This is a genomic window from Pseudonocardia sp. CA-142604 (assembly GCF_050948475.1).
Lineage (GTDB): Bacteria > Actinomycetota > Actinomycetes > Mycobacteriales > Pseudonocardiaceae > Pseudonocardia > Pseudonocardia alaniniphila.
This window is the reverse complement of sequence record NZ_CP192045.1, coordinates 2,337,387-2,354,099: the sequence shown is the minus strand read 5'-3', so window position 1 is coordinate 2,354,099 and position 16,713 is coordinate 2,337,387. Positions and strand designations below refer to the sequence as shown.

Annotated in this window: 17 protein-coding genes and 2 pseudogenes; 14 read left to right on the top strand and 5 right to left on the bottom strand. The window is 67.8% G+C overall.

What is annotated here, in order from left to right:
• Nucleotides 1-19 precede the first annotated feature (19 nt).
• Both ACQPZQ_RS10710 and ACQPZQ_RS10705 read left to right on the top strand, forming a co-directional pair.
• Nucleotides 20-688: a DsbA family protein gene (locus ACQPZQ_RS10710; RefSeq protein ID WP_433294586.1), complete on the top strand. Its 669-nt coding sequence runs from the start codon at nucleotides 20-22 to the stop codon at nucleotides 686-688.
• A gap of 12 nt (nucleotides 689-700) precedes the next feature.
• Nucleotides 701-1,372, top strand: coding sequence for a vitamin K epoxide reductase family protein (locus ACQPZQ_RS10705; protein ID WP_433294584.1), 672 nt, complete (start codon nucleotides 701-703; stop codon nucleotides 1,370-1,372).
• Nucleotides 1,373-1,381: 9 nt separating this feature from the next.
• Here the strand turns inward: ACQPZQ_RS10705 and ACQPZQ_RS10700 are convergent, their stop codons facing one another.
• On the bottom strand, nucleotides 1,382-1,771 hold the full coding sequence (locus ACQPZQ_RS10700; RefSeq protein WP_433294582.1) for a hypothetical protein: 390 nt from the start codon (nucleotides 1,769-1,771) through the stop codon (nucleotides 1,382-1,384).
• Nucleotides 1,772-1,963: 192 nt separating this feature from the next.
• Here ACQPZQ_RS10700 and ACQPZQ_RS10695 point away from each other — a divergent pair, with 192 nt between their 5' ends.
• Complete coding sequence (locus ACQPZQ_RS10695; protein WP_433294580.1) at nucleotides 1,964-2,344, top strand: hypothetical protein; 381 nt, start codon at nucleotides 1,964-1,966, stop codon at nucleotides 2,342-2,344.
• Between the two features lie 39 nt (nucleotides 2,345-2,383).
• Here ACQPZQ_RS10695 and ACQPZQ_RS10690 read toward each other — a convergent pair whose 3' ends face one another.
• Entirely contained in the window at nucleotides 2,384-5,008 is a 2,625-nt protein-coding gene (locus ACQPZQ_RS10690; protein ID WP_433294578.1) for a Pls/PosA family non-ribosomal peptide synthetase, read from the bottom strand.
• 451 nt (nucleotides 5,009-5,459) lie between these two features.
• On the opposite strand from ACQPZQ_RS10690, the gene ACQPZQ_RS10685 reads away from it, so the two are divergent.
• Complete coding sequence (locus tag ACQPZQ_RS10685; protein WP_433294576.1) at nucleotides 5,460-6,824, top strand: sensor histidine kinase; 1,365 nt, start codon at nucleotides 5,460-5,462, stop codon at nucleotides 6,822-6,824.
• Here the strand turns inward: ACQPZQ_RS10685 and ACQPZQ_RS10680 are convergent.
• From ACQPZQ_RS10680 to ACQPZQ_RS10670, 3 genes and pseudogenes are all read right to left on the bottom strand, one after another.
• Entirely contained in the window at nucleotides 6,715-7,506 is a 792-nt protein-coding gene (locus tag ACQPZQ_RS10680; protein WP_433294574.1) for a response regulator transcription factor, read from the bottom strand. The genes ACQPZQ_RS10685 and ACQPZQ_RS10680 overlap by 110 nt on opposite strands.
• Before the next feature lie 63 nt (nucleotides 7,507-7,569).
• On the bottom strand, nucleotides 7,570-8,049 hold the full coding sequence (locus tag ACQPZQ_RS10675) for a transposase family protein (RefSeq protein ID WP_433299116.1): 480 nt from the start codon (nucleotides 8,047-8,049) through the stop codon (nucleotides 7,570-7,572).
• Between the two features lie 12 nt (nucleotides 8,050-8,061).
• Nucleotides 8,062-8,237 (bottom strand): annotated as a pseudogene (locus tag ACQPZQ_RS10670) (transposase); the annotation flags it as partial.
• 181 nt (nucleotides 8,238-8,418) lie between these two features.
• Between ACQPZQ_RS10670 and ACQPZQ_RS10665 the strand changes: the two are divergent.
• From ACQPZQ_RS10665 to ACQPZQ_RS10620, 10 genes and pseudogenes are all read left to right on the top strand, one after another.
• Nucleotides 8,419-10,128 (top strand): sensor histidine kinase, encoded by a 1,710-nt coding sequence (locus tag ACQPZQ_RS10665; RefSeq protein ID WP_433294572.1) that lies wholly within the window; start codon nucleotides 8,419-8,421, stop codon nucleotides 10,126-10,128.
• Nucleotides 10,122-10,256 (top strand): hypothetical protein, encoded by a 135-nt coding sequence (locus ACQPZQ_RS10660; RefSeq protein ID WP_433294570.1) that lies wholly within the window; start codon nucleotides 10,122-10,124, stop codon nucleotides 10,254-10,256. Before ACQPZQ_RS10665 ends, ACQPZQ_RS10660 begins: the two co-directional genes overlap by 7 nt.
• A 237-nt stretch (nucleotides 10,257-10,493) precedes the next feature.
• Entirely contained in the window at nucleotides 10,494-10,682 is a 189-nt protein-coding gene (locus ACQPZQ_RS10655) for a hypothetical protein (protein ID WP_433294568.1), read from the top strand.
• A gap of 385 nt (nucleotides 10,683-11,067) precedes the next feature.
• Nucleotides 11,068-11,622, top strand: coding sequence for a hypothetical protein (locus tag ACQPZQ_RS10650; protein WP_433294565.1), 555 nt, complete (start codon nucleotides 11,068-11,070; stop codon nucleotides 11,620-11,622).
• Between the two features lie 55 nt (nucleotides 11,623-11,677).
• Entirely contained in the window at nucleotides 11,678-12,448 is a 771-nt protein-coding gene (locus ACQPZQ_RS10645; protein ID WP_433294563.1) for a YcnI family copper-binding membrane protein, read from the top strand.
• Between the two features lie 69 nt (nucleotides 12,449-12,517).
• Complete coding sequence (locus ACQPZQ_RS10640; RefSeq protein ID WP_433294561.1) at nucleotides 12,518-13,096, top strand: hypothetical protein; 579 nt, start codon at nucleotides 12,518-12,520, stop codon at nucleotides 13,094-13,096.
• Nucleotides 13,097-13,292: 196 nt separating this feature from the next.
• The gene (locus ACQPZQ_RS10635) at nucleotides 13,293-14,063 is read left to right on the top strand and encodes a DUF5134 domain-containing protein (RefSeq protein WP_433294559.1); all 771 of its coding nucleotides are present in this window, start codon (nucleotides 13,293-13,295) and stop codon (nucleotides 14,061-14,063) included.
• A 231-nt stretch (nucleotides 14,064-14,294) separates the two neighbouring features.
• Nucleotides 14,295-15,170, top strand: coding sequence for a PepSY-associated TM helix domain-containing protein (locus tag ACQPZQ_RS10630; RefSeq protein WP_433294557.1), 876 nt, complete (start codon nucleotides 14,295-14,297; stop codon nucleotides 15,168-15,170).
• A 42-nt stretch (nucleotides 15,171-15,212) separates the two neighbouring features.
• Nucleotides 15,213-15,587, top strand: a pseudogene (locus tag ACQPZQ_RS10625) (PepSY domain-containing protein); the annotation flags it as partial.
• 359 nt (nucleotides 15,588-15,946) lie between these two features.
• The gene (locus ACQPZQ_RS10620) at nucleotides 15,947-16,711 is read left to right on the top strand and encodes a FadR/GntR family transcriptional regulator (protein ID WP_433294555.1); all 765 of its coding nucleotides are present in this window, start codon (nucleotides 15,947-15,949) and stop codon (nucleotides 16,709-16,711) included.
• Nucleotides 16,712-16,713 lie beyond the last annotated feature (2 nt).

Genomic DNA, 16,713 nt, shown 5'->3' with positions numbered 1-16,713 from the left:
TCCTCCAGAGAGGCCAACCATGACCAAAAACCTCAAGGTCACCATCACTGTCGCCGCCGTTGCAGCGGCCGTACTCGCTCTCGTCCTTCTCGTGAGCCGGCCCAGCACGCCGGCACCGGAGAGCGCAGAAGCATCCGCAGGCTCCCCCGTCTCGTCCGAGGTCCTGGTTCGGGAGAACAGCCACCGGCTCTCCACGGCGGCCGACGGGAGAGTGACGCTCGTGGAGTTCCTCGACTTCGAGTGTGAGGCCTGCAGAGCCGCGTTCCCGATCGTCGAACAGCTCCGCAACGAGTACGCAGGCCGAGTCACCTTCGTCACCAGGTACTTCCCCATCCCCAGCCACTCGAACGCCGAGAACGCGGCGGTAGCGGTCGAGGCTGCGGCCCGGCAAGGCCGGTTCGAGGCGATGTACCAGCGGATGTTCGAGACCCAGGCCCAGTGGGGCGAGCAACAGGAATCCAAGGCCGACGTCTTCCGCGGCTTCGCTGGCGACCTGGGACTGGACATGGCTGCGTATGACCGTGCGATCGCCGATCCGGCCGTTCTCGAGCGGGTACTCGCCGACAAGCGCGACGGGGAGGCCGCCGGAGTCCAGGGCACGCCGACCTTCTTCCTGAACGGCGTGCAGCTCAGGGTGCGGTCCGGAGACGACTTGCGTGCAGCGATCGACCTTGCTCTCAGCCGGTAGGGGTGAGTCGACGTGACTTCCACCGATGCGGACGCCCGCGATGCGCGCGCTACCGCTCAGTGTCACGGAAACGTCGGGGACACCGCCCTCGGCACATTCCTGTCACGCGCCACCGCGTGGATCCTGACGGCGGGCGGCGCGCTCGGCACCGCCGCCGCATTCGCGCTCATCCTCGACCGCATCTCGCTCCTGAAGGACCCCGACTTCGTACCCAGCTGCAGCATCAGCCCGCTGCTGTCGTGCGGTTCGGTCATGACATCGCCACAGGCCGAGGTTCTCGGGTTCCCCAACCCACTGATCGGCTTGGTCGCGTTTCCCATCGTGACCACCGTCGGTGTCGTCACGCTCGTCGGCGGCACCGTTCCACGATCGGTGTGGCTGGGGCTGCAGTTGGGCACTGCCGCGGGCCTTTTCTTCGTGCATTGGCTGATCGGCCAGAGCCTCTACAGCATCGGCGCCCTGTGTCCGTACTGCATGATCGTGTGGGTCGTGACGATCACGATGTTCTGGTACGTCACCGTGCACAACCTGACCGCAGGACACCTACTGATCCGAGCGAGGTGGCAACAAGCGGCAGCCCACATCGCGCGTTACCACAGCGCGATCCTCAGCCTCTGGTTCCTCGTGATCGTCGCGTTGATCGCCGTCCGATTCTGGCCGTACTGGGTGGGGCTGGTCTCGTGACGTCCGACGTCATCCTCCGGTCCGGGCCGCACGGCGCAAGGTGAACGCTGCGAGCCGAACGGTCAGCGCGTCGAGCACGAACCCGGCGAACGACCAGAGGCCCACCGTGTTGCCGTGCGCACCGCCGAAGCCCACCAGCGGGCCGATCAACGGCACCAAGAAGCTCGCCACTCCTATCGCCCCGACGATCGCAGCGGCCAGCATGATCTCGCGGCGAGGACTGACGAGCAGGGCGACGACGCCGGCCACAGCGGCCGCCGCAAGCAGCCACGACACGACGTTCGCGACAGGACCGGCAGCGCCCTCCAACGCCATCACGAGGTGCACCGCACCGGTTGCGGCCCAGGCGGCGGCTACGACTTTACGGCCACCGCTGGGCAGCGGAGCGTGATCGGACATGGCGGACATCTTGCCCTTCGCGTCTCCGGACGGAACGTGAGCGGCTGAGAGTGAACGGCACGGTACTCGAGGCCGTGGACGACAACCGCCCACGCTAGTCGACCCGCCCGCGCTGCACGGCCGACCCCGAGCGCCGCCTTCAGCGCGCGTAGAATCGAACATTCAGGACGAAATACCGTAGGAGAGTGACGCATGACGAGGCTCACCTTCGCCATCGGCGGGATTCTCACCGCGTTGGGGATCGTCGCGTACGTCGTGACCGGAGCCGCCAGCATCACCGCGCTCATCCCGACGTTCGTCGGCGTCCTGCTGCTGGTCTGCGCCGCCCTCGCGCGCAAGCCGGCGCTGCGCCCCCATAGCATCCACGCAGCACTGGTCATCGCCGTGCTCGGTGCAGGTGGATCGCTCATGAACGTGGTCAAGCTCGGCGAGGTGTTCGCCGGCACAGCCCAGCGCCCGTCAGCGGTCGTCGTCAGCACGATCATGTTCGTTCTGCTGGTGATCTACATCATCATGGGAGTGCGGTCCTTCATCGCCGCACGCCGCTCTCCGGCATCCACAGAACGCCTCTGAGTCTCATTCTCGATGTGAGGCGCGACGATCGTCGCCGGATCAGGCTCGGGCAAGCGCCCCCGACCCCGGTGCCGATCCGCTCCGGACGTCTCGGATTTCCTGAGCCGGGTTCCCTCCCCACATCGCGTTCTGCGGCACCTCCTCGCCCTTCATGAGGAACGAGTCGGTCGCGACCGCTGCTCCGTCGCCGATCGACGTGCCGTAGTGGACGAAGGCGCCGACCCCGAGCGTGCACCCGGTGCCGATCGCGATGTGGTCGGACTTGAAGGTGCCGTCCTCCTGCGAATGGCATTGGATCTTGCTGGACGCATTGAGTGTGCAACCATCGCCGATGGTGACGAGGGTGCGCTCCGTTATCATGGCACCGTCGTCGAAGACCCCACGACCGATCTGCACGCCGAGCAGGCGCCACACCACGTTCTTGAACGGGGTTCCGTTGAACACCTGGATGTAGGCAACCGCGGGCACCTTCCAGAATCGTTCGTGGCGCCAGAAGGCAGGGTCGTAGATCGAGCAGAACCGGGGCTGCAGCTTGCGGAAGCGCGCGACGATACGCTCGATCAATACCCAGTAGGCGATGGTGAACAGAAGCGTGACGGCGCCGAGCAGCCCGATTACGACCTCATTGCCCCCGTCGTAGAACTCCAGGACACCGGCAAGGAGAAGAGCGAGTCCGAGAGCGTACATCCAGCGGACCAACAGATACAACGCCATGGTGACGACGTTGTGCCTTCTCTTCGCGGCGAGTCGACGATGCAGTCCTCCATCTGTGACCATGTCGTCGTACATGCCGTCCCGCTGGACAGTGCGCGGGATCTCGAAGCTGGGCGATCCCAGAAGCCCGGTGTTCTTCCGAATCTCGCCGGCGACGGGCACCATCACCTTCGTGGCCAGGAGACAGTTGTCGCCGACGGTGCTCTGCGCAGGGTAGGGGATGTTGTTCCCGAGAAAGCTGTTCGACCCGACCGTCGCCCGGGAGAGACGGAAGGACGTGTTGGAAAACTCCGCATTGATGATCGACAGGCCATCGGCGACCACCGTGCCGCTACCGACACCGACCAGATATGGACTCTCGTGCCGCACGTCCATGCCGAAGTTCGACCCGGTCTGCACCACCGTCGAAAGATCGTAGCCGATCCACCGCAGATAATGGACGACGAGGTTGCTGTCCCCGAATAGCCAGGTGAAGAACCTGACATTGGTCATTCGCGCAATCGCCTTGTGGATCCCGTAATGGAAACCGTAGAGCGGGTAATCCCGATCGGGCTTGATCATGAGATTCAGCAGGCGTGGCACGGAGCCGACGACGAGGAGACCGAAGATCACGAAGCCGAAGAAGAGCACCGTGCCGGCGATCAAGGTGTCGATGTAGTACGTCCACACCGAGAACGCTGCCGACGCCGGGGTCAGGAGCGCATTGAGCTGCGGAACCTCGACGAGCAGCAGGATCACGCCACCAACGGCGAGCGGAACGTACACGGCCAACGCGATCAGCAGTTGCGCGAACCCGTACAGAGCGCTTCTCAGGCTGCCACCGCCAGTGCGAGTGACCGTGCAGTAATCGACGTCGGCCGGCTGCGCAGGGGACCCGTGCCAACGCTCGCCGGCCGGCACCGCTTGCCCAGCATGCAGCGACGAGGAATGGCCGAGCTGAGAGCCGTCGCCCATCGACACATCGATATCGACCACTGTCATCTCACCGACGAACACGTTCTCTCCCAGCGTGACCACGCCGGTCTGAATCACGCCATTGTGAGCGCGGTAGCAGGAGATGAACGAGTCCTTGCGGACGACCGTACCTGCCCCGATCGTGAGCAGGTCGGTGCAGACAGGGAGGTTGCGGGAGAAGATCGCGACACCACGGCCGATCTTCGCGCCCAGCGCCCTCAAGTAGAGGTTGAGCAGTGGCGACGCGGTGCTCGATCGTGATCGGCCGCCGATGACCACGAGCAGCGGGTTTGATCGGATCAGGGTCTTGACGATCCAGAATCGGAGGTAGGCCAGGCTCCACACGCGGATCTCCCGGGGTTTCCAACGCCCGATCAGTATCCATTTCGCCACGATCGGAAGCGTGCACACGCCGACGAAGGCCGCCCCGCCGAACAGGACCGACCGCACGTAGATCTCTCCCACACCGGCGGCAGCCGAGATCCAGTTGTAGCCCAGGTCGCCGACGACACCGACGAGGTAGGAGTATCCGAGGAAGACGAGCAACTGAAGCGCTCCGCACAGGATGTACTCCGATCTGCGCGTGGGTGCCGTTGCCTCGGTGGACTCCGAAGGCGCCGCCTCGCCGGGAACGATTGCCGCCTCCTCGCTGAGCACCACGTTCCTTTCCAGGTCTTCTTCGAGAGGAGAAGCGACGTGCGGGACGAGCGCTTTCGTCAGATCACGTACCGTCGGATGGCGGTAAATTTCCTTCATCGAGACGCTGGGGAGGTCCTGTTGCTTCCTCGCCCACGCACAGAACCGTGCCATCACCATGGAGTCGGCACCGAGATCGTCGAAGAAGTTGGCGTCCACTGCCACTCTCTCGACGTTCAGGATGCCGGCCAACTTCTCGGCGAACGCCTCGCCGATGTCGAGTCTCGAAACGATCCGCCCATTGTGAATGGGCAACGGCTCGGTGAGGTCGGCCGGCAAGCCCTTGGTAAGATTCTCCACCGCATGAGCTCCTCTGGAAGAGATCGAGAAATCCCCCCGCGTTACGGATCCGACACGCGCCCTCTCCTGCCTCGCCTCGGAAGTGCCACATTTCACGATGCCCAGCCCGATCGGGCCGACCAGCGCAGGCTGCTGCAGGTGGCACAGAGGCTTGCTCTACCCACCGTAGGTTCGAGTAACGCTCAACAGTTAAGCGTCTGGTAAAACGATCACAAACATGCATTTACCTGTCAGGCCGTGAGATCTGTCCCCCGATTGCATGTAATGAGGCCAGCCGGCGTAACCCGCCCGGGCGTCCGTGAGCGACATGACCGTTGCGCCTGCCATAGGGTCTCGGCCGCGTACGCCGGCGTCATCGCACCCGCAGCACCCGAAATGGGGCTCGGTGCCCGCGTGCTGTGACGGCGATGGCCCCGCCGGCCGGGTCGAGGAGCCGAAGGAGGTCGAGTCCGTGCGCACTCGGATCGTCGGCCTCGCGGTCTGGATCTCGGTTCTGGCGATCGGGCTCTTCGGGGTGCCGTTGGCCGTGGCCGTGCATCAGTACGCGCTGCAAGCGGAACGGGACGAGCTTCTCCTGCTGGCCGATACCATCGCCACGGCGCTGTCGCCGTACGTACCTGACAGCGTTCCTCTCCGCAAGATCCCCGGACCGGGCTCGGTCGAGGTGGGGGTCTACGACGCGGCCGGCAGGTGGCTCGGCGGCGCCGGCGCCTCCGGCCCGCAGCCGGAGCTGGCGCGGGCCCTCGCTGGTGGGGTGGCAACGGGTTCCGATAACGGCAAGCTGATCGCCGCCGTACCCGTCCTGCACGAGGACGACGTCCTCGGGGCCGTACGCGTCGCGACCTCTCGCACCGCCGTGATGACCAGGGTCGCGCTGGTGTGGACCGGGATGGCGACGCTCGCGGCGGTGGCCGTGGGTGTGGCGTGGCTCGTCGGACGCCGCCAGGCTCGCCGCCTGGCCGGTCCGCTGGAGGAACTCGCCATCGCAGCCCGTTCTCTGGGCGACGGCGACTTCAGTGTGCGCACCCGACGAGGCGGAATCCACGAGATCGACGCGGTCGGCGCTGCACTCGATGACACAGCCGTCCGGCTGGACGATCTGCTTGCCCGGGAACAGGCGTTCTCCACTGACACCTCACATCAGCTGCGGACCCCGCTCGCGGGTCTCCGGCTGCGCCTCGAGGCCGCCCTCGAACAGCCGAACCGGGACCCGCGGCCCGCCATCGCCGCGAGTCTCGCGGATGCCGATCGGCTGGAGACCACCATCAACGAACTTCTGGCCCTTGCTCGTGACTCACGTCGGACCGGGCCGGACCCTGTCGATCTGAGCGCGCTTCTGGAAGAGCTGACTCCGGAGTGGCGTGAACGACTTGCGCTGCAGAACCGAGACCTCCGCGTCAGCTTCGAGGGCTCCGGGGAGGAGCCCCTGGGCTCTACGGCCGCGATCCGGCAAGTACTCGCAGTCCTCATCGACAACGCGATGACTCATGGCGCGGGCACGGTTGACGTCACAGTGCGCGATGCCCCTGACGCCGTGGCGATCGACGTGTCGGATGAGGGCTCGGGCATCCGCGAGCCCACGGATGTGTTGTTCGCCCGCAGGGCGGAACGGCACAGCGGAAATGGAATCGGTCTCCCATTGGCCCACCGCCTTGCCCAGGCCGAAGGTGGGCGGCTGTTGCTGGCCGGCCGGACCCCGCCGACATTCACTCTCCTGCTTCCGGCCGCGGGAAATCCGGATGACCACGGTCGAGCTCGGGCCGTCGGGGCCGATCAGCAGCCAGGCGCGGTGGCGGTCCCCCTTCACAAGGGCTGATCTCCAGCATGTATCCGTGGCCCCGAACGGTGACGATCTTCGGAACACGGACCGCCGCAGATGCGGCTCTCCCCATCTTCCGGCGTAGCGCAGCGATGTGAACGTCGAGCGTTTTGGTCGGGCCGAACCAGTGCTCGTCCCAGACATCCGTCATCAGTGTCTTCCGGCTCAGCGCCGCCGCGGGCTCCGCAACCAGGCGGGCGAGCAGGTCGAACTCCTTAGGACGCAGCTGCAGCTCCCGCCCGGCGACCGTCGCACGACGACGGGAGAGATCGACGATCAGGTCACCCACGGGTCGCACAGATCGGCCCGGCCCCTCGTTGCGACGCAAATGCGCGCGAACACGGGCAAGCAGTTCGCTGAGCCGGACCGGCTTGAACAAGTAATCATCGGCCCCCGCATCGAGTCCGACCACGACATCCATCTCAGCCGATCGGGCCGTCAGCATGACGATCACGCAGGCGGGCTGAGCGTGGCGCAGCTGTCGGCAGACCTCGATACCGTCGATGTCCGGCAGGCCGAGGTCCAGCAGCGCGAGGTCGAATGGCGTCACCGACGCCTGGGCGAGCCCCTTCTCTCCGAACCGCTCCCACACCACCTCGTGACCGCGGACACGGAGACTCGATGTCAGAACTTCTCCGATTGTCAGATCGTCCTCAATGAGGAGCAGGTGGCCGGTCATGGGGATACTGTCGCAAACGACAGTGTTATTCCGCTGTATCAGAACCACTGATCTTCAGCGTGTTCACAGGTACAAAGGGAGACACTTAAAGTCGGGGATTCCTGGCTCTCCGGCGCCCGAATGCGCCGACTGGGTCATTGAGCCCTTGCCAACCTGCTTCGGGACGCGATGATCAGTGTCTGAACGGCTCGGACAAGCACGGTGGGCCGGCTGGGGCTGGAGCGGATCTTGCAGAGCACCTTCCAGCTCGTGAGCTTGGCGGTCACCCGCTCGCCTGGTCCTGCGGGTGTGGGCGGTGTTGACCTCCTTCTGCGCGACCGAGAGTCGGCGGTAGCGGCCGGTGTCAGGATCGAGGCGGCGTCGCCGTTGCGGCGCGGCCACGTTCGGGCCGGCACCCTGGTATCCGGTGTCGGCGACCGCGTGTACGTCGGCGGTGTGGATCGCGTCGATGATTCCGTGCTCGCGGGCGGCGCTGATGTCATGACGAGCTCCGGGCAGGGTGGGTGAGACCCTGACCAGCCGGCCCCGGTCGCTGTCGCTCAAGCACAATCTTCGCTCGAGGCTGCCGTTGCGATCACGCGCTGGTTCGACCGGCCCAACCTCGGTACGGACCGTCTTCGGCGAGCCACCGTTGCGAGGTTTCCTGTACGTGCCGCCGCACGATCACCCTTCTCATGTCCGAGATGCTCGGACATGTCCTCGTTCAAGGCAGTTTGCAGTACCGTTTGAGTATTCGCCGCTGGTCAGGCAGGTGGTGGCGATGTGATCGGCGCGGCCGGATCCGGCTGGTGGCGGTAGGTGGCTCGGCATGTCCAGCCGGACGGTTCCCCGCGAGCCCTCTGGCTGTGAGCGTGCGGCGCTGGTGGGCGTCTGGTGAGGAGGCGGCGTGGCTGCCGCTGGGGCGGAGGCCCGATGGTTACTCGGTTAAGCGACCGGATCGCCGGGGAGCAGGCGGCGCTGCGGCGGGTGGCGACGCTGGTGGCCCGGGCGGCGCCGCCGGAGGAGGTCTTTGCCGCAGTCGCTGAGGAAGCCGGGCGACTGCTGGGCGCCCACCACGCGTGGATGACCCGGTACGAGCCCGATGGCGCGGCAACGCTGGTCGCCACGTGGAGCAGCACCGGCGCCGCCGTCCCCGCCGGCACCCGGCTGAGCCCCGGCGGGCGCAACGTGTACACGCTGGTATTCCAGACCGGCCGTCCCGCGCGGATCGACAGCTCCACCGACGCCCCGGACCCCGTCGCCGACCTCGCCCGTGAGTTCGGTTACGGCGTGGCCGTGGGCGTGCCGGTCAGCGTCGAGGGCCGCCTGTGGGGCGTCATGATCGTCGCATCCCCGCAAGGGGAGCCGCTGCCGGCCGACTCCGAGGCATGGCTGGCTGGGTTCACAGAGCTCGTGGCAACCGCGATCGCCAACTCACAGGCGCGGGTGGAGCTGCGCTGGTTCGCCGGGGAGCAGGCGGCGCTGCGGCGGGTGGCGACGCTGGTGGCCCGGGCGGCGCCGCCGGAGGAGGTCTTTGCCGCAGTCGCTGAGGAAGCCGGGCGACTGCTGGGCGCCCACCACGCGTGGATGACCCGGTACGAGCCCGATGGCGCGGCAACGCTGGTCGCCACGTGGAGCAGCACCGGCGCCGCCGTCCCCGCCGGCACCCGGCTGAGCCCCGGCGGGCGCAACGTGTACACGCTGGTATTCCAGACCGGCCGTCCCGCGCGGATCGACAGCTCCACCGGCACCTCGGGGCCGGACTGTGAGGTCGCCAGCGAGCTGGGCGTCCGAACGGCTGTCGGCGTGCCGGTCAACGTCGCGGGCCGCCTGTGGGGCGTCATGGTCGTGTCATCTACGCAAGAGGAGCCGCTGCCGGCGGGCACCGAGGCCCGGTTGAGCGGGTTCACCGAGCTGGCCGCGACCGCCATCGCCAACGCCGAGGCCCATGCAGAGCTGGCCGCCTCCCGGGCGCGGATCGTGGCCACCGCCGATGCCACCCGCCGGCGGATCGAGCGCGACCTGCACGACGGCGCCCAGCAGCATCTGGTCTCCCTCACTCTGCAGCTACGAGCCGTGCAGCCGGCCGCGCCGTCCGGGGTCGGTGAGCTGGTGCGGCAGCTGGACGAGGTGGCCACTGGGCTGGTCGAGGTGCTGGAGGAGCTGCGCGAGATCGCCCGCGGCCTCCACCCGACCATCCTGGCCGAGTGCGGACTGCGCTCCGCGATGAAGGCGCTGGCCGACCGCTCTGCGGTCCCGGTCCGGCTGGACGTCCGGGTGGAGGGGCGGCTGGCCGAGCCGGTCGAGACAGCCGCTTACTACGTGGTGGCCGAGGCGCTGACCAATGCGGCCAAGCATGCGCACGCCACCGCCGCCGAGGTCCAGGTGGCCGCAGGTGAGGGCGTGCTGCACGTGCGCGTCCGCGATGACGGCTGCGGCGGCGCCGACGTCACGCGCGGCTCCGGTCTTACCGGCCTCAAGGATCGCGCCGAGGCGCTCGGCGGTCGCCTGGCGCTGCACAGCCCGCCCGGAGAGGGCACCACCCTTCAGGTCCAGCTCCCGGTGGAGCAGGCCGGCCCCACCGCGGCAGGTGCGGCAGGCCCTGCCGCCGCAAACAGCGCGCAAGCGGTGCCACCGTGGTGAACCCGGACGCCGGCGCCCTGCTAGGCGGTGTCGGCGGCTGCCGGGAAATCACCGGCGGTAAGAGCGTCGATGATGCCGTGCTCGCGGGCGGCGCCCATGTCGTGCCGCGGGCCGGGCAGCGGCGGTGAGATCCCACGGTCATCCCCGACGGGTAGGACAGCACCTCGAAGCTCCTGGTTGGACGGACTGATCTCAGCAATCGCCCGTCTACCAGGAGCTTCACCCATTCCGGTCGTGCCACGCCGCACACGCCCTGACCTGCCCGTCCGTCAGGTTGGCAAAGACTCATTGCCGTGGTCGACACCTCGTGGAGGAGTGCCCGATCAAGCGATCCTCCGAGGAGCCGTCCAGACCACCCTCGTCGCGTGCGACGACGTCACCGCCAGCGGGCCTGGAGAGCGCTCTGGTGCTCGCCCAGCGAGCGCTGGCGCCGGGAGAAGCGTCCGGGGGTCGGACGTGCCCACCGCCAGCCGGGCCAGGTGCCGGAGCCCGCCGTCACCGATTTCGCCCCGCACGTGGCGCGGGCGTCGGGCGTCGCCGTCGACGCCTGCTGACGAGCGGCGATGCCCGGACGGAGCGCGTCCCGGTGCATGGCGTCCCCCACTCGCGCGTGCGGGCAGAGGCGCGGGCCCTTCGGCTGCCGCTGCGCACCGTCGCTCTTCGCTGGCCGTGCCCGAACGACGTCTACCGGACGCGCCTGCGAGCCACTCTCGCGAACGGCAGGGTCGAGTGTTCGGTGACCTGTTCCTGCGCGACATCAGGACCTTGGAAGACCCGGGCCCCAGCGCGAACCCACGGCCGGCGAGTCGCTGGTTGTGAGCGCACACCCCCGAGTCATGCGTCGGCGTGCCCGGGTACGGGCCTGCCGGATCTCCACCTGCACGCGCTCCACCATGAACACCCAGCGACTTGCGGCTGCCGAGGCTACGTTCTGCCCGTATGAGCAGCGGCGGCGCTGGGAGCAGCCAGGAGCTCCTGCGTGGCGCCGTGCTGGCCGGACTGACCTCGTTGCTCACCGCGGCCGGACACCTCGCCGGCGGCGGCACGATTCCCTCGCTTGCGCTGCTGATCCTGCTGTTCCCGCTGCTCACAGGGGTGTTCGTAGCCCTCGCTCGGCACATCGCCGGCGTGGTGGGCACCGTCGTACGACTCGCTGCAGGCCAGCTCGTCCTGCACTACCTGATGGTGCTGATGCACCCGACCCACGCTGTGGCGGATCCGGTGGCGCTGTCGAACTGGCGGATGCTCGGGATGCATGCCGCGGTCACCGTCGCCACCGCCGTGGCGGTGCGGCACGCCGACGCAGCGGTGCTCGCGGTGGGTGCCGTGCTGCGCCGGGTGGTGCCACGGCGGCTCGTCCTACCGGCCGTGCAGTGCCCGCTGCCGACATTGGTCGTGGCCGAACCCGCAGTCACCGCGCACCTGGCACGAGCTCTCTCTGTCGCGCATATTCGCCGCGGGCCTCCGGCGGGATCTGCGGCGCTCCAGCATTGAGCGCTTCGCACCCTGCCCCTCAGTTCCGATAGCGCGCCCGTCTCCGGAGTCATCCATGTCCAGCCACTCCACAGCGGAATTTCCCTCGTCGGAATGTTCTGCGGGCCGAACGTCACGTCGCGCCGTCCGGCGTGTCGCTACTGTCGTCACCGTCGCCGGAGCAGTTGCCTTCGTCGGCGCCACCCCGGCCTTTGCCCACGTCACGCCCCAGCCCGACACTGCGACGCAGGGCAGCGAAACCGTCATTGCTTTTCGTGTGCCCGATGAGTCCGATGTCGCAGACACCATCGCCCTGTCGGTCACCATGCCCACCGATCATCCGATCACCTCGGTGTCCACCACGCCCGTTCCGGGCTGGAACGCGACCACGAGAACGGTCCCGCTCAACCCGCCGGTGCAGGCCGACGGTGAGACGCTCACAGAAGCCGTCGGCTCGGTCACCTGGACCGCGGCTCCCGGTAACCGCATCGCGCCCGGGCAGTACCTCGAATTCCCCCTCCTGATCGAATTCCCGACCGGTGTCAGCGAGGTGATCTTGCCGACCAGTCAGACTTACGACAACGGTGAGGTCGTGGACTGGAACCAGCCGCCGAATACCGACGGCTCCGAGCCCGAGCGGCCAGCCCCGAGGATCACGCTGACCGCCGCCGGCCCGACTGTGCACGATCAGAGCGCGGCTCCTGGGAGCGAGAACGGTCCACGTGCTGGCCAGACGGATGCCACTGCTCGTTGGCTCGGCGGCGCCGGACTGCTGCTCGGAGCCCTCGGTCTCGGCGTAGGTGTCGGCGCCGTCCTGCACGCCCGCCGCGCAGCGAAGAGAAACTGAACCCCGGCGCGATCGAACTCCGTCCGCGCACTCGGCCGCCGCGGCGTTGGAGCGGCTCCAGGAGGCACGATGAAATATGGTCGAGCCAGACTCCGATTTCGACGCCCCTGGGCACTCTCGACGCTCGCGGTGGCTCTCCTCGGTCTTCTCGCGACTGGATGCCGAGGTCCGGAACTCGCGAGCTTTCCGGGGCCTCCCGAGGGGGTTCGCCTGATCGCCGAAGAATTCCTGAAGCCTGACGCAAATCCGCTGGCGCTCACCATGGCTCTCGAACCAGCAGACGAGGACTACGCCGCTGTCTTCGACGAGGAGACACTGAGCGCCGCACGGCTCCATTACGACGGATTCTGGGCGACGCCGTCGTGGATCGTGTCCCCCGCGCCGGGCCAGACCCAGTTCAGGATCGAGATGGCGACGAGCGAACAACTCGCGGCCGGAACGGGCGCTGCGTCCCAGTTCCCGGGCGGTTACCGAGCGATTGCGCCGCATTTGAGACCAGGATTGACGATCTATGAGATCATCTTCGTCGCACCCGGCCAAACCAACGGCGTGATCCTCGACGGCCTGGTGTACGTCAACGGGAAATGGCGAATATTCCCCGCCCCATGGCGCGTGCTCACCGTGAACGAACCCGGCCACCGGCACTAGCCCGTCTCCGAGGCCAGCTCTGCCTTCGCGGGCCGACATCCGACCGCTTGACGGGTTCGTCGATGCCGGCTGAGGCTAACGCGGGTCGACCGCGGGGCGGCTCTTCATTTGCGGCCCGAACTGAGATGTGACCGCCGGTGTGGAACCAGCGACCGGCAGACGACGACCTCTTCTACCGACAGTAGAGGAGGGTGATTTGTTCGCATCCCACGCCCTGATGATCGCGTTCACGGTCGCGTTCGCCGTGACGGGCCTGTACTCACTGGTTCGGTTCGCCGGGCTGGTCTCCGGTGCCTCGACCGACGGTGACCGTGTCGCCGAGCTGACGCACCTGCTGATGAGCTTGGCGATGATCGCCATGACGTGGGCATACAGCGGCGGTCCGGACACCGCGAGCGGGATCCTGCAGATCGTGGTCTTCGGCCTGCTCGGGCTGTGGTTCCTGGGCCGTATCGCCGGACCCGACCACGGACACGGCCGCAGCGCGACGGCCTACCACCTCGTCATGTCGGCCGCGATGGTGTGGATGGTCGCCGCCATGCCCGTTCTGATGAGCGGATCCGGCATGCGCATGGACATGTCGGCGGGAGGCGGCGCGCACGCTGACCACGCCTCGATGGCGGGCATGGACGACATGCCGGGAATGCACGGCGCGAACGGCCCTGGCGGGATGGATATGAGCGGCATGGGCGGGGCGCCGACCTGGGCCCGTGTGATCACCTACGCGTTCGTCGTACTACTGGTCGCTGCGATGGCGATGTGGTCGTCTCGGCTGTTCCGGCCGGTTGTTGCGCAGGTCTCCGTGTCCGAGGTCCGGTCGTCCGTACCGGCTTCCGGCACGGCGACAGCCGTCCTCACTCGAACCGCATCATCCGGTGTCGCACAACTGACCGGACCCCGGCTCGACGCCGCTTGCCACCTGTTGATGAGCCTCGGCATGGCCGCAGCGCTGCTCGCAATGCGCTGAGCAGCCTCCTCCCGTTCCCGACCCGATCGATGGGCCGCTCCGTCGCGGCCGGTCCGTCCGTGTCCCCTCCCCCCGACCAGAAGGCCGGCGATGTCCGAGATCCTCGACCACTCGACACCAGGCGGTTCCGCGCCACGACCGCCGATGTCGACACCCCCCATGGCACCGAACTCGTCAGCCCCACAATCACGCGGACGCAGGGCCTGGTGGTGGTCCGGATTACGGCCGCTGGTGTTGCGGCTGCATTTCTATGTCGGGCTGTTTGTCGGGCCGTTCCTGCTGGTGGCCGCGGTGACGGGGCTGGCGTACACCGTCACACCTCAGCTCGAGCAGCTCGTACACCACCAGGAGCTCACCGTCCCGATCCGGGATCAGCGAGTGGACCTGCAACGACAGGTCACCGCGGCGGCCGCCGCGGTGCCCGGCGGCACGATCACCGAGATCCGGCCGCAGAGCACCCCCGACGGCACCACGCGGGTCTCCTTCGATGCGCCCGGAGTCCGCGACGGATACACGCGCACCGCCTTCGTCGACCCCTATACCGGCGAGGTCCGCGGCGTGCTGGACACATTCGGGGAATGGCTCCCGGTCCGGGCATGGTTCGACGAGCTGCACCGCACCTTGATGCTCGGCGACGTCGGCCGCGTCTACAGCGAGCTGGCCGCGAGCTGGCTCGGCGTTCTCGCGCTGAGCGGCCTCGCTCTCTGGTGTGTCCGCCGCCGGAACCGTCTCCGGGTCCGCCGCACGCTGCTGCCCCAGGGATCGGCGCGAGGCCTCATCCGCTTGCGCTCCTGGCACGGGTCCGTCGGGCTATGGGCGGCCATCGGAATGCTGTTCCTGTCCGCGACCGGCCTGACCTGGTCGCAGTTCGCCGGCAACAACGTCTCCGATCTGCGGGAGGCCCTGAACTGGTCGACTCCCTCGGTCAGCCAGGCCCTGTCCGGGGGCATCGCCGACCACGGTTCGTCCGTCACCGATCCGGCGCAGATGGCCGGCACGGCCGACCGTGTGCTGACCGCAGCCCGAGCGGCCGGGCTGTCCGACCCGGTCGCCATCACTCCCGGCGACGGCGAGGCCTGGGTCGTCAAGCAGGTGCAGCGGTCCTGACCGGAGAAGCAGGACGCCGTCTCCGTCGACCCCGCGACCGGCGCGATCGTCGCCGAGCTGCGCTTCGCGGACTGGCCGCTCGCGGCGAAGCTCGCCCGCTGGGGCATCGATGCACACATGGGCCTGCTCTTCGGCGTCGCCAACCAGATCATCCTCGCCGTCCTCGCCCTCGGCATCGTCTGCCTCGTCATCTGGGGCTACCGAATGTGGTGGCTGCGCCGCCCCACCCGCAGGGCCGCGATGCCCGGCCCGGCCGGGAACCAGCGACCGGGCGCCGGCGCCGTACTCGCGGTGGGGCTCGTCGCCGTGGCCGCCGGCATCTTCCTGCCGGTCCTCGGCGTGTCCCTGCTCGCGTTCCTGCTCGCCGACGCCATGTGGATGCACTACAGATCCCAGCCCGCAGGACCGGGCATGTGACAGCCCGACGAAGGGACGCTCGTCGCAGCACCCGACCTGGCTCCCGGGCTACGCGCCTCTTCCTGCTGGGCCCGTCGACCAGCAAGCCCTCGTGATCGTCGTACAGCAGGCGCAGGAGGTGACGGTGGCAGCGGCTGCGTGAACGTTGCAGTCGCTGCCGTCGCCGCTGTGTGCGGTCGTGCTTGACGCAGGTCTCATGCGGAGCCTCACGCGCACTTCTGGCAATTGCAGTTAGCTTGCAATAATGTCTGCTCCTGGGGCTGATGTCGTCCGATCGGGCTGAGACCTGAAGCGCTACCCGCTCGTCGGGCCGCCTCGCTGGCAACAGCCTTCCCGCGACTCGACCTCGGGAACGGACCATGGAATCTCACGAGGACAGCCACCAGCTGCTCGTCACCCCGGCTGCGACCGCCGACACGTTCGACCGCACCACGGCACGGCGGGCGCCGATGATGATCGTTGATCGGGTTCGAGCCCTGATGCGCGCGGGACTGCTGGTCGCGGGAGATCGCCTACCGTCGGAGCGCGAGCTCGGCGACCGGTTCGGTGTCAGTCGGGTCACCGTGCGGGAGGCCCTGCGCACGCTGGAGACGCACGGGCTGGTCACAATCCGGGTCGGCATTCAGGGTGGTGCGTACATCACGTCCCCGACCGGCGTCCGGGTCATCGAGAGCATCGCTGACGTGCTGGCCCTCTCGGTGAACGAGGCCGCAGACGTGGTGGAGGCGCGGCAGGCATTCGAATTGGGGATCCTGCCGGTCGTGTGCGAACGCGCAGATCAGAGCGACATCGAGGACCTGTTCGCAATCTGCGATCGCTCCGAGGCAGTCGTCCCGACGAACGGCGACCTGGGATCTCTCTCGGCCGAGTTCCACATTCGAGTTGCACGAGCGAGCCACAATGCGGCGATCGAGCTGTTGGCTCTCTCGTTCTACAGCCCCCTGCTCATGATGCCGAAACGGGCCAGCGGCCCCCCGGAGACCGGGGAGTTTCGAAGCTTCGTGAGTGCCGTCGCCGAGAAGAACGTGCGCGGCGCAGTGACCATCATGAACCGCCTCTTCGCTCACGGTGGCCGAGAAGGTCGGATTCGCCCTGATCGCGCCGGTCATCACGACCTGCTCTGATC

Excerpts from the sequence above, each read along its gene's own strand:
- ACQPZQ_RS10645 (WP_433294563.1), top strand. The coding sequence starts at position 11,678 with ATGTCCAGCCACTCCACAGCGGAATTTCCCTCGTCGGAATGTTCTGCG.
- ACQPZQ_RS10650 (WP_433294565.1), top strand. The coding sequence starts at position 11,068 with ATGAGCAGCGGCGGCGCTGGGAGCAGCCAGGAGCTCCTGCGTGGCGCC.
- ACQPZQ_RS10700 (WP_433294582.1), bottom strand. The coding sequence starts at position 1,771 with ATGTCCGATCACGCTCCGCTGCCCAGCGGTGGCCGTAAAGTCGTAGCC.
- ACQPZQ_RS10710 (WP_433294586.1), top strand. The coding sequence starts at position 20 with ATGACCAAAAACCTCAAGGTCACCATCACTGTCGCCGCCGTTGCAGCG.
- ACQPZQ_RS10665 (WP_433294572.1), top strand. The coding sequence starts at position 8,419 with ATGGTTACTCGGTTAAGCGACCGGATCGCCGGGGAGCAGGCGGCGCTG.
- ACQPZQ_RS10640 (WP_433294561.1), top strand. The coding sequence starts at position 12,518 with ATGAAATATGGTCGAGCCAGACTCCGATTTCGACGCCCCTGGGCACTC.
- ACQPZQ_RS10680 (WP_433294574.1), bottom strand. The coding sequence starts at position 7,506 with ATGACCGGCCACCTGCTCCTCATTGAGGACGATCTGACAATCGGAGAA.
- ACQPZQ_RS10695 (WP_433294580.1), top strand. The coding sequence starts at position 1,964 with ATGACGAGGCTCACCTTCGCCATCGGCGGGATTCTCACCGCGTTGGGG.
- ACQPZQ_RS10620 (WP_433294555.1), top strand. The coding sequence starts at position 15,947 with ATGGAATCTCACGAGGACAGCCACCAGCTGCTCGTCACCCCGGCTGCG.